12 protein-coding genes and 1 pseudogene are annotated in these 14473 nt (G+C 56.1%); 4 read left to right on the forward strand and 9 right to left on the reverse strand.

Going from position 1 to position 14473, the window contains the following annotated elements; translation table 11 throughout:
* Window positions 1-12: 12 nt before the first annotated feature.
* From VEV40_RS17025 to VEV40_RS17045, 5 genes are all read right to left on the reverse strand, one after another.
* Window positions 13-555: a GNAT family N-acetyltransferase gene (locus tag VEV40_RS17025; protein ID WP_324834053.1), complete on the reverse strand. Its 543-nt coding sequence runs from the start codon at window positions 553-555 to the stop codon at window positions 13-15.
* Window positions 556-576: 21 nt separating this feature from the next.
* Window positions 577-1941 (reverse strand): amidohydrolase family protein, encoded by a 1365-nt coding sequence (locus VEV40_RS17030; protein ID WP_324834055.1) that lies wholly within the window; start codon window positions 1939-1941, stop codon window positions 577-579.
* 58 nt (window positions 1942-1999) lie between these two features.
* On the reverse strand, window positions 2000-2446 hold the full coding sequence (locus VEV40_RS17035) for a CYCXC family (seleno)protein (protein ID WP_324834057.1): 447 nt from the start codon (window positions 2444-2446) through the stop codon (window positions 2000-2002).
* 597 nt (window positions 2447-3043) lie between these two features.
* Window positions 3044-3331, reverse strand: coding sequence for a 4a-hydroxytetrahydrobiopterin dehydratase (locus tag VEV40_RS17040; RefSeq protein WP_324834058.1), 288 nt, complete (start codon window positions 3329-3331; stop codon window positions 3044-3046).
* 13 nt (window positions 3332-3344) lie between these two features.
* Window positions 3345-4451 carry an HD domain-containing phosphohydrolase gene (locus tag VEV40_RS17045; RefSeq protein WP_324834060.1) on the reverse strand — a complete coding sequence of 369 codons (1107 nt, stop codon included), beginning with the start codon at window positions 4449-4451 and terminating at the stop codon, window positions 3345-3347.
* A 309-nt stretch (window positions 4452-4760) separates the two neighbouring features.
* Here VEV40_RS17045 and VEV40_RS17050 point away from each other — a divergent pair, with 309 nt between their 5' ends.
* Window positions 4761-5300, forward strand: a complete 540-nt coding sequence (locus tag VEV40_RS17050; protein ID WP_324834061.1) for a sigma-70 family RNA polymerase sigma factor — start codon at window positions 4761-4763, stop codon at window positions 5298-5300.
* Between the two features lie 11 nt (window positions 5301-5311).
* Here the strand turns inward: VEV40_RS17050 and glmU are convergent, their stop codons facing one another.
* The 4 genes from glmU to VEV40_RS17070 all read right to left on the reverse strand — a co-directional run bounded on the left by glmU (window position 5312) and on the right by VEV40_RS17070 (window position 10833).
* Complete coding sequence (gene glmU / locus VEV40_RS17055; RefSeq protein ID WP_324834062.1) at window positions 5312-6727, reverse strand: bifunctional UDP-N-acetylglucosamine diphosphorylase/glucosamine-1-phosphate N-acetyltransferase GlmU; 1416 nt, start codon at window positions 6725-6727, stop codon at window positions 5312-5314.
* On the reverse strand, window positions 6727-8289 hold the full coding sequence (locus tag VEV40_RS17060; RefSeq protein ID WP_324834064.1) for a pitrilysin family protein: 1563 nt from the start codon (window positions 8287-8289) through the stop codon (window positions 6727-6729). The genes glmU and VEV40_RS17060 overlap by 1 nt, the downstream gene beginning before the upstream one ends.
* Complete coding sequence (locus tag VEV40_RS17065) at window positions 8286-9818, reverse strand: pitrilysin family protein (protein ID WP_324834066.1); 1533 nt, start codon at window positions 9816-9818, stop codon at window positions 8286-8288. The genes VEV40_RS17060 and VEV40_RS17065 overlap by 4 nt, the downstream gene beginning before the upstream one ends.
* Window positions 9819-9891: 73 nt before the next feature.
* Window positions 9892-10833 (reverse strand): hypothetical protein, encoded by a 942-nt coding sequence (locus VEV40_RS17070; protein ID WP_324834067.1) that lies wholly within the window; start codon window positions 10831-10833, stop codon window positions 9892-9894.
* A gap of 157 nt (window positions 10834-10990) precedes the next feature.
* Here VEV40_RS17070 and VEV40_RS17075 point away from each other — a divergent pair, with 157 nt between their 5' ends.
* The 3 genes and pseudogenes from VEV40_RS17075 to VEV40_RS17085 form a co-directional block, all read left to right on the forward strand.
* On the forward strand, window positions 10991-13459 hold the full coding sequence (locus tag VEV40_RS17075; RefSeq protein ID WP_324834068.1) for a 3-hydroxyacyl-CoA dehydrogenase/enoyl-CoA hydratase family protein: 2469 nt from the start codon (window positions 10991-10993) through the stop codon (window positions 13457-13459).
* Window positions 13460-13525: 66 nt separating this feature from the next.
* Complete coding sequence (locus tag VEV40_RS17080; RefSeq protein ID WP_324834070.1) at window positions 13526-14140, forward strand: hypothetical protein; 615 nt, start codon at window positions 13526-13528, stop codon at window positions 14138-14140.
* A gap of 130 nt (window positions 14141-14270) precedes the next feature.
* A pseudogene (locus tag VEV40_RS17085) lies at window positions 14271-14473 on the forward strand (acetyl-CoA C-acyltransferase); the annotation flags it as partial.

Consider the following 14473-nt stretch of genomic DNA (forward strand, 5'->3'; position numbering starts at 1 on the left):
AAGGCGAAATGTTCACGGTTGTGGGGAGGGGATTTGCGGTGCCTCCAGTCCGCGCTCGTAACGGATTTCGTCTACAGTGACTCCCCACATTGCGTCTGTTCGGCGCTGCCCATCGGGCAGCCATCCATCGATTCGATAGAAGCGATCCGCGCGAACATTCCCCGCAAGGACCCACAGAAGAGCATTTCGAAATCCGAGCTTCGAGAGGCGAATGCGAGCAGCCGATACAAGAGCAGTGCCAATGCCTCGGCCCCAATGTTCGGGATCTACATAGAGTGCATACAGCTCTCCATAGTCCGTCGGTTCTCGTGATGGTGCTGTTGTAGCAAACCCGTGGATCAACCCTTCTTCGGCAGCCACAATCGTCCAGGGTTTGTGTGGGTCAACATGCGTAAAATCATATTTCCCAGCTCGATCTTCGGGCCGAAGTTGATCGAGGTAATCATCCGGAAGGAGTGACTGGTAGGCCGCCTGCCATGATCGGACGTGAACACGGGCCACAGCCATAGCATCTTCCGGCTCTGCGGGTCGAAGCAGCATGCACCAGTATGGCATGAAGACTAGTGTTAACAGGCCCTAATTCCCGCATTCAGAGAGCGGAGCCAGCTTCCTGCCCATCTCCAGCAAAGCGTGACCGAGTGTCAATTCCGTTTCTGCAAAGCTCTCCTGTTTCTGTTTCTCGCTGGCAAAGGAAATATTCTTGTCGCTGCCACACACCCTGAGCGTTTCAACCGGAGAGTCTGAAATCTGCCGCATCAATTGCGGATTACCATATGTCGCGATGCCCCCAATCATGACCATATCCACGTCTTCTGGAGTGGCGTGCGTCAGACTCCAGTACGCGTCCTTGTTATGCGCTTTTCCTGTATCGCGAATCACGATTAAATCAGCGGCATGGCCCGGCGTGAGGCTGCCAATTGAATCCTGCAATCCGACCAGCGCCGCTGCATTGCTGGTGGCCATCATCACCAGATCGCGGTCGGTAAAGGGCGGGGGGTTCTGCGAGCCGTTCCAGACAGAAGCATAGTTCAGTTCACCCAGAAGGCCATCGCTACCGGTTGGGCTCCAGTCAGGAGCCAATGCCATGACTACGTTTGCTACTTTGGCGGCTGCGACATTCGCGGTATCTCCATAGAGCTCAATATTGCTCCGTGGAGACCAGATAAATCCCACGCCTGCCTTGGCCATGGAAGCAAAATTCTGCGGCGTCAGAGCAACACCATGAATGATCGAAACACCCGGTTTGAGCAGCCCGCGTCCTTCGAACTCAGAAAACTCACGCGCAGCCGACGCATCATGCGGAGATCCCTCGGCAATGTGAATCAGCAGGGACCCGCGCGGCTTGGCATTGAGCGCGGCAATGGCCTGCGCCACGTCTGATTCGCTCATCGTGAGCGGAAAGACATTGTAGATGATCTCGCCCCATTTGCTGCCCAGTTCCGCGTCATAATCGAGATTGCGCGCCAGTCCCTGATCGCATGCTGCGTACATTCCGCCGACAACAGATGTCTCGCCCTCCGTGATGGCTTTGACTTCAGCATAGCGCTCCATCTCGCACTCCAGGCCGTCGCTGACCAGTTCGTAGTGAGGTTCGCTCATCAGAAGGTTGTAAACAGGCTTCTGCTGCCAGTCGTAGCGGTTGCCGAATTCTTGGTTCGGTTTCCATCTGGGAAAAACGTTCCATGTCAGGTGATTGTGTAGATCGATCAAACCAGGCGCGATGACGCCATCGGTGTGGACAACAGTCGCGCCCTGTGGAATCTGCACTTGTGCGCCCGCAGCAAGAATCTTCCCATTCTGGATGAGGATAGTGCCGTTGGGCACAATCTCCTGCGGCGTAACCAGCGTGCCGGTGATGGCAAGCGGCACGCTCTGCGCCAGTATGGCAACCGGCGCAATCAGAAGGCAGAGAACAGCAATCAGAGACAAGCGGTTTCGCATCGCACACCTCAACAAAGCAATTGTGTGCGATTACTCTAGACCAGCGTGCGCCTGCGTGCTACATGCCGCCAAGCTGGTCGAGATCAATTGATTCGTAGTCCTTGCGCTCTATGCCTTCGCGAATCTCTCTTGGAGATTTGCCGAGCTTGGTCATCTTGTAGGCATACGCGCCTTCCTTCGCGCAGGTCGTGCACTCGGCTCCATGTGTGCCTTCAAAGCAGCTGCGGAGGCTGGTGTGTCCCAGAGCCCTGTCACAGTGGCAGTAGCAGGGAAGCTGATAGAGCACTCCAGGCACTTGCGCTGCTTCCTCATACACCTTCCTTTGCCATGGCAGGCGGAAGTATTCGCCCTGAAGCTGATTGCCGGAAAGGATTGGGGGCAGCTTTTCAGCTTTAGCAGGCGGTGCCGGATGATAGGCGGGTATGTCGTCGGCCGGATTTGACCATTGCGCATAGCTGGCTATCGTGACCAGTCCAACCGCCACGCCGAGAAGAATTCGGTTCATGCACACTAGATTAGCTGAAATCGTCAGCTATGGCCGTTTAGGCAGGCCTCCTCGCGAACAAAAAAACGGCACGAACGTTAATTTGTCCGTGCCGGGAGGCCAGTGACGCAACTTATAAACTTTGCTCTGCCGTGAGAGCATTTGGCTCAATCATCGGCAGGAGTCGTACACTTACATAGATGCTTTTTGGTGTTTCTTGGTTTCAAAAATCTATGAGATCGCGTACTTTTTCTTCAATTTCATGTAGTGTACGTGATTTCGACAGCTTGTACAAGTACACTCTGGTAACAAAAACGCGTGCGCGCAAGAAAAGTTGCGTTGTTCCGTACCAGAAAGGCATCGAAAAGAGCGAAAGAGGGGTTGCGTAGAAGACGCTGCAATATGCAAGATTCAGCAGAGGCTGTTGATTCTAAAAATAATACATTGCGTCCAAGCCGCCTTCGCACAGGCCTTTTAATGGCTGGCTCAGCACTTCTTGGAGGGATCGCGGTCGTCATTTGGAACCGCAGAAGCCTGATGCAAATGCAAAGCAAGGCACAGGAAAACAAACCTCTGCCACTCCCAATCGAGGATGACGCAATTTACTGAATTCCGAATTCAGTTTTTAGTAGGAATTGCATTGACGGCCTCAGCCATATGGAAATCGCGATCCGTCAGGCCGCCTGAATCGTGGGACGTCAATGCCAACTTTACCTTGTTATAGCGAATGTCGATGTCCGGATGGTGGCCGGCAGCCTCGGCTTTTTCTCCTACTGCATTCACAAACCGCAGCGCCTGGACAAAGTCACCAAAGCTGAACTCGCGGACAATTTCCTTGCCTTCGAGCGTCCAGCCGGGAAGTTGCTTGAGCCTTTCCCCAATAGCTTCTGGGCCTATCAGCGGCATGGTATACCTCCTGTCAGTTCGAAGCTTCGTCCCCTGTCCCGTCATATGCAAAAGGAGAGAAGCGCGCATGCTGGCTGATCTCTTTCCGCAGGTCAACCCATAGCACATCGGGCATGTTTAAGTACATGTCCACCACTTGTGGATCAAATTGCGTTCCAGCGCAGCGCTGGATCTCCTTTCGAGCAGCAGTGAAGCTGTTGGCTTTGCGATATGGCCGGTCGGAAGTGATAGCGTCGAGCGTGTCGGCCACGGCGAAAATCCTGGCGCCCAGCGGAATTTGCTCGCCTTTCAGCCCACGCGGGTAGCCACTGCCATCAAAGTGTTCCTGGTGGCAGTAGACAATTTCAGCCGCCTCACGCAGATATGGAATCTTGGATAATATCTGATAGCCGCGCGCGCAGTGGTCGCGCATCACCGACCGCTCGTCGCCGTCCAAACGCCCCGGCTTGAGCAGGATTGCGTCGGGTATGGCCATTTTCCCGATGTCATGCAGGAATGCGCCGCGGGCGATGGTGCGAATGTCCGTTGGTGATAGTCCCATGGCGCGAGCTAGAGCCACTGTATAGCCGGTTACGCGTTTGGAGTGGCCTTCTGTCTCCGCGTCTTTCAGATCGAGCGCGTCCCCCAGGGCTTCCAGCGTAATGTCATAGGACCGCTCAAGGTCAGATATGGCCTGGCGCAACATGTCAGTCCGCGCAGCCACCAGTTGTTCCAGATTCGACTGATACATGGAGTTCTGTTGTGCCAGCCGGCGGTGTTCCAGGGCGCGGCGGACGGTGGCAAGTAATTGCTCTTTTTCAAAAGGTTTCAGCAGATAGTCGTAAGCACCTTTGCGAATGGCGGAGATTGCGACCCCTACGTCGTGAATGGCTGTGACCATCACCATCGGAGTCTCGGGCTGCGTTTCACGCAACCTGTCCAGCAGGCTCATCCCGTCCATGCCTTCCATCATGATGTCGGAGAGCACAAGGTCATACGGCGGATCGGCCTGCAGGCGCTCCAGGGCTTCCAGCCCGTTGCTGGCGAGCACAGGCCGGTACTGCGCCTTCTCCAGCATGGCGGATATCACAGTCCTTACATAGGGCTCGTCATCGACAACCAGGATTCGTTCTGAAGCCATGCATCCTTCTTGACACTCTTTGATCTGGCCAAAGCGGAACGTCTAAAGTGGAATCGTAGCTATTGGCTTCCATTTCAGGATGCTGGTTCCGGTCGCATCCGTTCAATGGTGACGTTTCCACTCCCTTTCAGGGGGAGGATTTTCCCAAGGAAGAGCTTGCTTCAGCTAATTTTCTTGTTTGCGCCAGTTACTTGACATTCAAAACTACCATCAAAGATTGGTAATAGGAAGCCTGTTTGTAGCCCCATCCTGGGAATTCGTTTAGGATATTGATGTCGTCTGCTTCCACTCTGACTTGAAAGGGCGCTAGTGACTATCAATGTTCGTGGATTGTTTGACGAAAACACGGCCCGGGTCGTCAACATTCAATCCGAAGAGCGCTCTATACGACAGGCTCAACGCGATATTTACGACAGCCATCGGCACCGCATCTTTTCGCTGGCTTTCCACATGACTGGCAATGAACTTGAAGCCGAACAATTACTCACCAACAGCTTTGTGAGTGCTTTTCAGGCACGTTCGGAACCAGACTCGAACACCATTGACGCCGCCTTGATCGCTGGTCTTCGTTCACTCTTTCTATTGACCCCGGCCGCTCCGGCGCCTGTTTCTGCTTCGGATGGAATAGAGGACAGGAACATCCGCCGCACCGATCTGGAAGAAGCAATTCGTGAACTGCCGCCATTCGAGCGCCTGGCTTTTCTGCTGCGCGATGTGGAGGGTTATTCGCCGGAGGCGATCTCGAAGCTGCTGGAAGTCCCTCAGCAGGAAATAAATCTGACACTGTTTTCAGCCAGAATCCGCTTGCGTGGCATTCTGGCTGAAATAGAAGCCGAGCGAGCCGCCTGAGCGCGAGCGCCTTACGATTGGCCCTTCCCGGCTTCTCTTGCCGTTCTGGCCTGTACACGGCGGCTTCTGGCCCATCCGTCTTTCGTTACCTGCTTTGCTCGCCCCAGTGCAAGGGCTTCTGGAGGAACATCCTCGACAATGCAGGATCCTGCGCCAATGTAAGATCCTTGGCCAATCACAATTGGTGCTACTAGTGTCGTATCGCTGCCGACAAAGACGTCGTTTTCAATTAATGTGCGGCTCTTATCGACACCGTTATAGTTGCAGGTAATCGTTCCCGCCCCAATATTCACGCCGCTGCCGATCTCCGCATCCCCTAGATAGCTGAGATGATTGGCCTTCGATCCCTTTCCAATGCGGATTTTCTTGGTCTCAACAAAATTGCCGATGTGCGCCTCTTCGCCGATTTCGCTGCCTGTACGAAGATGCGCATACGGCCCCAGTAGTGCGCCTGCCTGCACATGCGATTCACTGATGATGCAACCGTGCCGTACAAGCACATGGCTGGCCAACGTTGAGTTTTCGATAACTGAATAGGAGCGGATGCGGCAGTCTTCACCAATATGCGTCTCGCCCAGCAATTGCACATACGGTTCGATGATGGTATCCGCGCCGACCTCTACGTTAGCGTCGATGACTGTTGTCTCTGGCCGATAGATGGTCACACCCTGCGCCATAAGCCTTCGCGCTGTTGCCATCCTAATGGCTGCATCCAGTTCAGCCATTTCCGCCAGCGTGTTTGCCCCCAGAACCTCAGTCGCGTCTCCCGCTTCAATAGCCACGACGCGCTCGTGTTCCTGCACCAGCACGCGGGCCATATCCGTCAGGTAGTACTCGCCGTGCGCGTTATCGGTCCTGAGTTCGTTGATAAGTTGAAAGAGCGGTTTCGAGGCAAAGACATAAATGCCGGAGTTGATTTCGCGAATCGATTCCTGCTTCGGTGTCAGTGCTTTCTGCTCGACAATTGCGGTCACTTCCGCAGAGCTGGGAGAATGGCGAATCACGCGTCCATAGCCGTGCGGATTGTCAGGAGACGCTGTAAGAATCGTCATGGCTGCGCGTTCGGTCAGATGGAAGTCCCGCAGCCGCGCGATCGTTTCGGGCTGCAACAAGGGCACATCACCGGAAAGAACGATGATATGCTCGTAGCCCGCTACTGCCTGACGTGCTGTCTGAACCGCATGCCCGGTGCCGCGCTGATCCGCCTGCGTGACAAAATGCACATTCGTCGAGGCGACGGCGGCCTGCACCGCGCCTGCCTGGTGGCCGACGACAACATATACATCCTGCGGCGGCACAATCTGCGTCGCCGAGTGAATCACATGTTCCAGCAGCGACTTGCCACCAATCTGGTGCAGCACCTTGGCGCGTTTTGACTTCAGCCGCGTGCCCTTGCCCGCGGCCATGATCACAATCGCGAACCGCATTACTGCTCTCCTTCTCCGCCGCTCTGGCTCTGCTGCGGTGCTCCCGGAATCGTAATGTCGATCGGACGTGGTGCGCCCATGCCCAGTTCGGTGAGCGGCGTGCCGAATTGCTGCTGATTACCGACCACCAGCACCGCCAGCTTCGATGTATCAATATACTTCTTCGCTACGCGCTCCAGGTCGGCAGTCGTCACACGCTCTACGCCATCCCGGTACTTCTCCAGAAAATCCGCCGGATAGCCGTAGAATTCAAGCCGCGTCGCCGCAGCCAACACTTTCTCCTTCGTGTCGTAATTAAAGATGAATGAGTTCAGCACCTGGTCTTTGGCGCGTTTCAATTCGTCTTCAGTAAACGGCTTGGTTTTCAGCTCGTTGATCTGGTCCATCATGGCCTGCGCTGCCTGCACAGTGCTTGGGCTCTTAGTCCCGGCAACTACGCGAAAGATGCCCGGATGATCGTAATCGGCGCCATAACCACCGCCCACGGCATAGGCAAGGCCTCGCTTGGTCCGTACATCCTGAAATAGACGTGATCCAAAGCCGCCGGAAAAGATCTCGTTCATCACTGATAGCGCAAAATAATCCGGATTATTGCGCATCGTTCCCAGGCCGACGATATATACGTTGCTCTGATTTACGTCGGTTTTATCGACAATGTACGTGCCATGCTGCGGACCGGAAAATTCTCCCACAGGCTTAGGCCATGCCGCGCCACGCGGCAGGTCTTCAAAAGCGGCGCGCAGGGCCTTTTCCATCACGGCTGAATCAAAGTCGCCTTCTACGCCGACGATCATATTGTTCGGCACGAAGGTTTTATCATGCCACTGCTTTAGATCGTCGAGCGTGATGGCCTTGATCGTTGCCAGCTCCGGCTCCCGCGTGTACGGGCTGTCCACGCCATATACAAGTTTTGCCGCTTCGCGCGATGCGATCGCGCTGGCGTCATCATTACGCCGGACGATGCCCGCAGCCGCCTGCTGCTTGGCCAGCATCAGCTTGTCATCTTTGAAAGCCGGATGCTTCAGCAGATCGACCGCAATCCCGAAAACGAGGTCTTCATCCTTCGTCAGGCACGACCAGGAAACGGCGGTCGAGTCCACGTCTCCGTCCGTCTCGACTTTGGCTGCTTTCGCTTCCAGCAGATCATCAAGTGCGTCGCCATCTTTGCTTGCCGTACCGCTGGTGCGCCACGCGTCGCTATAGAGACCGACCAGCCCGGCCTTAGCGGCAGGCTCATCGCGCGAACCGCCGCGAAGATTGATGACTCCGTTGATAAACGGCAGCTCGTGGTCTTCTTCCAGCAGAATCACGAGGCCGTTCTTCAACTCGATTCGCTTCGGCTGCTCTGGATGGAAAGGATGCAGCGGCGGAATTGGAATCTGCTTCCAGGGCTGCGCCTGCTGCGCTCGCAGCGTTGCTCCGAAAAAGAGCAGAACAGCAACAAGCAGAACATACTGTAACCCTCTGCTCGCTTTCAGGTGAAATCTCACCTCTGCGAACCTTTGCGCTCTTAGCGTCCTCTGCGGTTGATTTTCCATGAAGAAGGCACGATGAGAATTCATTGTGCACCTCCCTGAGACGCCTCTGCAGCCGGAGTTGTAGGCGCTTGAAATTCAACCATGGCATACGTCCGGTTCGTATCGACAAATGTTTTATTCGCGACGCGCCGAATGTCCGCCTTCGTCACTGCGTCAATCTTCTTCAACTGATTAAATAATTCGCGCCAGTCTCCATATCGCAATTGATAAATGGCAAGCTGCTCCGCCAGCCCCTGATTGTTGCCCAATCCGCGCAGAATATCGGCGCGTGCCCGCGTCTTGAACATGGCCAGCTCATCGTCGCTTACATCAGTCGTCTTCAACTTATCAATCTCTTTATGAATGGCCACGCGCATTTCCTGCGGTGTGTGTCCAGGATTCGGCACAGCGAAGAAGGCAAATAGTCCGGGATACTTGTCGCCGGGGAAGCCGCTGAAACCCTCAGCCTCAGCCGCAATCTGCTGGTCGCGCACCAGGCTGCGATAAAGCCGCGAAGTACGCCCATTCGAGAAGATGTCCTGAATGGCGTCGTATACGGCGTCATCGGGATCGCGGTAATCCGGCTTGTGATAGCCCTCAAGATAAAGCGGCTGCGACTGTTCCTTGAGGACAACGTACCGCTCAGCTGTCTGCGGCGGTTCGACGGTCGCCATCTCTTCCGGCTTTGGCCCAGCGGGAATCGCGCCGAAATACTTCTCCAGCATCGTCATATCATCCGGCTTCACATCGCCGACGATGGCAATCACCATGTTCGAGGGCACATAGTATTTCTTGTGGAAGGCATCCGCCTCGGTAGCAGTAATCTGGCTGAGCTCGCTCATCCACCCAACGCCCGGGCGATGATAAGGATGCGCCACATACGCTGCCGCCAGAAACTCCTCGACCATGCGCCCGACAGGGTTTGAATCAATCCGCATGCGGCGCTCTTCCATCACCACGTCGCGCTCTTTGTAAAACTCGCGCGGCACCGGATTAGCGATGCGGTCGCTCTCCATGTACGCCCACAGTTGGAGCCGGTTTGAAGGCATGCTCCAGAAGTACTGCGTGTCATCAAGGCTGGTCTGTGCGTTCAACCCGGTCGCACCATTCTCTTCCGCAATCTCTGTGAACTGGTTCGGAATGACATATTTCTCCGCCTCAGCCTGGGCCTGCTCGAAATCTGCATGCAGCGTCTTCAGCTTTGCCGGATCGCGTCCCACACGCTTGCGGAACTCATCGTCATACGCCGCATAGGTTTGCTCCACTTTAGCGAGCGCGCCTTTTTCGGCAGCATAGTCAGTCGTGCCGATGTCCTTCGTTCCCTTGAATGCCAGGTGCTCGAACATGTGCGCCAGCCCCGACTCACCGCCAGGATCGTTGGCGTCTCCAGCATCCACAATCGTGAAGTAGGAAAAAACCGGAGCTTCGGGCCGTTCGCAGATAATCAGCGTCAGGCCGTTCGGCAACACCTTGGTAGTGATGCGTTTCTCAAAGCTGGATAAGTCCTGCGCCTGTGCGGCAACGGCCAATCCGCACACCAGGGCAGCCAGACGCAAAGTGGGAAAGAGTTTCATCGTTCCTCGCAAATGACAGCGTAACTCTGACGCTATCCACCTCGCGTGCGAGTGTCAAACCCGGCAATCCGCGCTATTTGTTCTGTGAAACGTCCGCCTCTTTTTTCGGAGAAATCGTGGAGTAGTCGGCCACATACACCACCAGCCCGAGATTCGGCATCCATTTCGAATATCCAGCCTCCAACTGGGCCCGGTAGTAGTCGAGAGAAAAATCGAAGACGTCCGTTTTGTCCTTGTCCACCAGTTCCAGATCGACATCCTTCATCGTGAGCTTGCCGAAGGCCATCGTGCCGCCGCGAAAATACACAAAGCGGTCAGCGGTAACGGGCGCCGGCTTAAAGGCTGGATCCGGCTGCCCAAAGACCTCGATAAGCTGATCGCCTTCGATTCGAACCGACGTCAGCCTTCCCGCAAAGTGTGGCGGGGGAAAAAGCCTGTCTACCGACACAATCACATCATCGCCTTGAATTTGAAAGCTGGGCTGGTGCCTGGGCTGCGCCACTTTCGCCAGCGTGATTCCCAGCGCATCAAGCAAGCCCTTCTTCAGCACTCCCGCCGCTTTTACGTCAGTAAAATGCATCTTCAAGCCGCCATCCGGTGTGACGCTCACCGTCCCCTTACCTTCAAACGGCACGTCCAGTCCCTTCTTGAGCGAGCCCTTCAGCACCAGCGTCTGGTCCTCGAAGTGCACCGTAACGTTGTGAATCGAAGTCTTCGCGTGCGGCAGTATATAGGCATTCATCAGCAACGACAGGTTTTCCGCCGACAGGTATGTCGTTGCATTCGCAATCTGCAAGGTGAATGACGTCTTATCGTCGAGCGACACGACCTTTCCCGCGCGAGGAATCATGAACCCGTTCATGCGCTTCACGGTAAGTGCCACATCGCTGACTAAAGAAAACGACATGTTTTGCGCTTCGATGTAGACGGTCCCGGACGGCAGCTTTTGCGCATGCGCAAAGCTTCCCTCCAGGCACAAGAGAAAGAGCAACCACACCAGATCACGGGCTTTCACAGGATTCGCCTGCCGGGGAAAAGAACTACAGTGCAAATTTAGATGCAAAAAAAAAACGGTGGAAACCAATATCTGCACTAGGAAATGGCTTGGCTTGCGGAAGCTTGCACAAACTCAGACCCGCCCGATATCCTCCCCGGTGTAAGGAGCATTCAGCATGAGCACCGCTCTCGCCGGCGCGCCCTCTACCATTGCTGCCGTTCCGCTTATCCGTCGCTGCGCCGTGCTCGGAGCGGGAACCATGGGCTCCCGCATTGCCGCGCATCTCGCCAATGCCGGACTTCCCGTCGTGCTCCTCGACATTGTTCCTGCAAATGCCGACCCCGCTGGCCGCAGCCGCATCGCCGCTCAGGCGCTGCAGGCACTGTTGAAATCCAAGCCAGCAGCCTTCTATGACAAGTCCAGTGCCGGCCTCATTACAATTGGCAACTTTGAAGATGATCTCGCTCTGCTTAAATCCTGCGACTGGATCATCGAAGCCGTCACTGAAGACATCAGCATTAAGCAGGCCCTGCTTGAGAAGATTGCGCCGCACCTGCGTCCCGACACTATCGTGACGACCAACACCAGCGGCCTGCCCGTCGCATCCATCGCGGCAAAGATGCCTGCCGATTTTCGCAGCCGCTGGTTCGGCACACACTTCTTCAATCCGCCGCGCTACATGCGCCTGCTCGAAATCGTTCGCACGCCTGAAGCGAACCCGCAGGCTGTGGCGGTCATCGCCGATTTCGCCGACCGGCGTCTTGGCAAGTCCATCGTCTACGCGCACGATACGCCCAACTTCATAGCGAACCGCATCGGCGTCTTTGCCATGCTGACCGCCACAGCTCTGATGCAGGAACTCGACCTCACCATTGAAGACGTGGACGCGCTCACCGGGTCCAGCATCGGCTGGCCGCGCACCGGGACGTTTCGTCTGGCGGATATGGTGGGCATCGACGTGCTCGCCCACGTCGCCAGAAACTTCCAAAGCTCAAAGGCCGAAGATGCAGCTGCAACAAAACTCCCCGCCTTCATCGAAACCATATTGGAGCGCAAATGGCTCGGCGACAAGACCGGACAGGGCTTCTATAAGAAAATTCCCGACGCGCCCGATCCGAAAAATAACAGGCTCGCGCTCGATTGGAAAGCCCTCGACTATCGCCCGGCGCAGCGTCCAAAATTCCCGTCGCTCGAAATGGCAAAGAACGTCGAAACCCTGCCCGAGCGCCTGCAACTGCTCATTGGCAGCGGTCCGGGAAAAGACAAGGCCAGCCAGTTTCAGTGGACGCTTCTCACCCGCATCTGGAACTATGCCGCCGACTGCCTGCCCGAAATCGCCGACGACATCAGTTCCATCGACCGCGCCATGCGAACCGGCTTCAACTGGGAACTTGGTCCCTTCGAAATGTGGGACGCAATCGGCGTGCCGCAAAGCGTCGAACGTCTGCGCGCGAGGAACGAGCACGTCAGCCCGCAAACCGAAGCTCTTCTCGCATCTGGAAAAACCAGCTGGTACAGCGACACTGCGCAGGGACGGGCCGAGTTCAATACAGCCAAACGCGATTACGAGCCAGTCCATAGACCGGAAGGCATCGCCAACATCGCAGCCTTCAAGCACGCCAACGGAGTCGTCCGCAAAAATGCGGGCGCATCACTGGTCGACATCGGCGAAGGCATCGCATGCCTCGAACTGCACTCAAAAAAAAATGCCATCGGCGACGACATCGTCTCGCTCATCACACAAACGCTGCACCCCGATAGCGAGCACGTCCGCAACTTCCGCGGCTTCGTCATCTCCGGTGACGCATCTGACTTTTCCGTTGGCGCCAACCTCATGCAGCTCCTGCTCGCCATGCAGGAAGGCGACTGGGACGAAGTCGATCTGGCCGTACGGGCTTTCCAGCGCATGACATCATCCATCAAATTCTGCCCGCGCCCCGTTGTTGCCGCGCCTTTCAACCTCTGTCTCGGTGGAGGAACAGAAATCTCACTCCACGCTGCTGCCCGCCAGCCCAGCGCCGAACTCTATATGGGCCTCGTCGAAGCCGGGGTCGGCCTCGTCCCCGCAGGCGGCGGCACAAAAGAGATGGCGCTGCACGCCGTAGACGCCGCAGCTGTTGAATCAGGCGTAAGCCCGACAGAGGCCCCGCTAAAGTTCGCATTTTCCGGCGAATTGCAGGACGCGCTGCGACAGCGTTTTGAAACCATCGGGATGGCCAAGGTCTCAACGTCAGCAGCAGAAGCGCGGGGCCTCGACCTGCTCAAGCCATCCGACAAGATCACGCTGAATCGCGAACGTCTCCTGCTGGACGCGCGCGAGACCGCCGTGTACCTCGCCGAAAACGGCTACGCCGCGCCCACTCCTCGCACGCAGATTCCCGTTCCTGGTGATCAGGTAGGAGCAACGCTCAAGTTGGGCGTGCACCTCATGCGCCAGGCCGAATACATCAGCGACCACGACGCAAAAATCGGGAACCATATCGTCCGTATTCTTTGCGGAGGCAGCGTCACCCCGGGAACCTTCGTCACCGAGCAGTATCTACTTGATCTGGAACGCGAAGCCTTTCTCTCGCTCTGCGGTGAGCACAAAACGCAGGAGCGCATCGCCTTCACGCTGAAAACAGGAAAGCCACTCCGGAATTGAGAGGGTTTTGAAGGGGCACGGCTTTAGCCGTGACGTTACGAATGGACAAAATCAGGGCTTTAGCCCATGAGGTTTAAGTTCTATAAGCTGGCGTTCGGAAATAAATTGATAACTACCCCAAAGCTCGTCGCATGGTTCGCGCTTGTCATCGCATCTCTCGTATGGGCACAGGAATCCGAGCAGATCACTCGCGGGCACAAAGACGACCAGTCCTACGCCTTTCGAATGCTCCCGCCGGAGAGCTTTCCCTTGCTCCCCGCTCCTGTTCTCCGCGATCTCGAAAAACGCCACTGCATGGTTCCTCAGACATATGAAGCCCGCACTCCTGAGAACGTCATCCACGGCGCGTTTCGCGAGAAAGGCTCATCGGACTGGGCTGTGCTCTGCTCGCAGAACGGAACATCAACGCTGCTCGTCTTCTGGGACAGTTCCGCGACCAGGCCTGCCGAAATAGCCGCGCAGCCCGACACCGACACCGCCGACTCACATGACGAAAGCAGAGTATTAGGCTACGCCCGCGGCATCGATTCGGTACAGCCTTCCGGCATCAGCGAAGTGCTGGCGAACAAGCCATACGGCCCGTTCGACCACGACGGGATCAAAGACGTACATATCGAAAAATCAGCGGTCATCCATTACTTCAAAAATGGTTCATGGACAACGCTGTCAGGAACCGAGTGATGAGGATAGGTCGCCACAGAATTCAAGTGGTTTTTGGTAGAAGCACCGGGCTTCAGCCCGGTGAAAAAGCAATCGGGAACGCAGGGGCTTTAGCCCCGGTTCCGCCCAAGCAAGGGACTAGAGTTAAATCATGAGAGATGCAGTCATCGTAAGCAGCGTTCGCACCGCGGTCGGCAAGGCTCCCAAAGGGTCGCTGTCCTACACCCGCCCCGACGACCTCGCCGCCATTGCCATCAAAGGCGCGCTAGCCAAGGTCCCCGCGCTCGATACCAAAGAAATCGAAGACGTCATTATGGGCTGCGCCATGCCCGAAGCCGAGCAGGGAATGAACGT

It is taken from the genome of Alloacidobacterium sp. (assembly GCF_035631355.1).
GTDB lineage: Bacteria > Acidobacteriota > Terriglobia > Terriglobales > Acidobacteriaceae > Alloacidobacterium.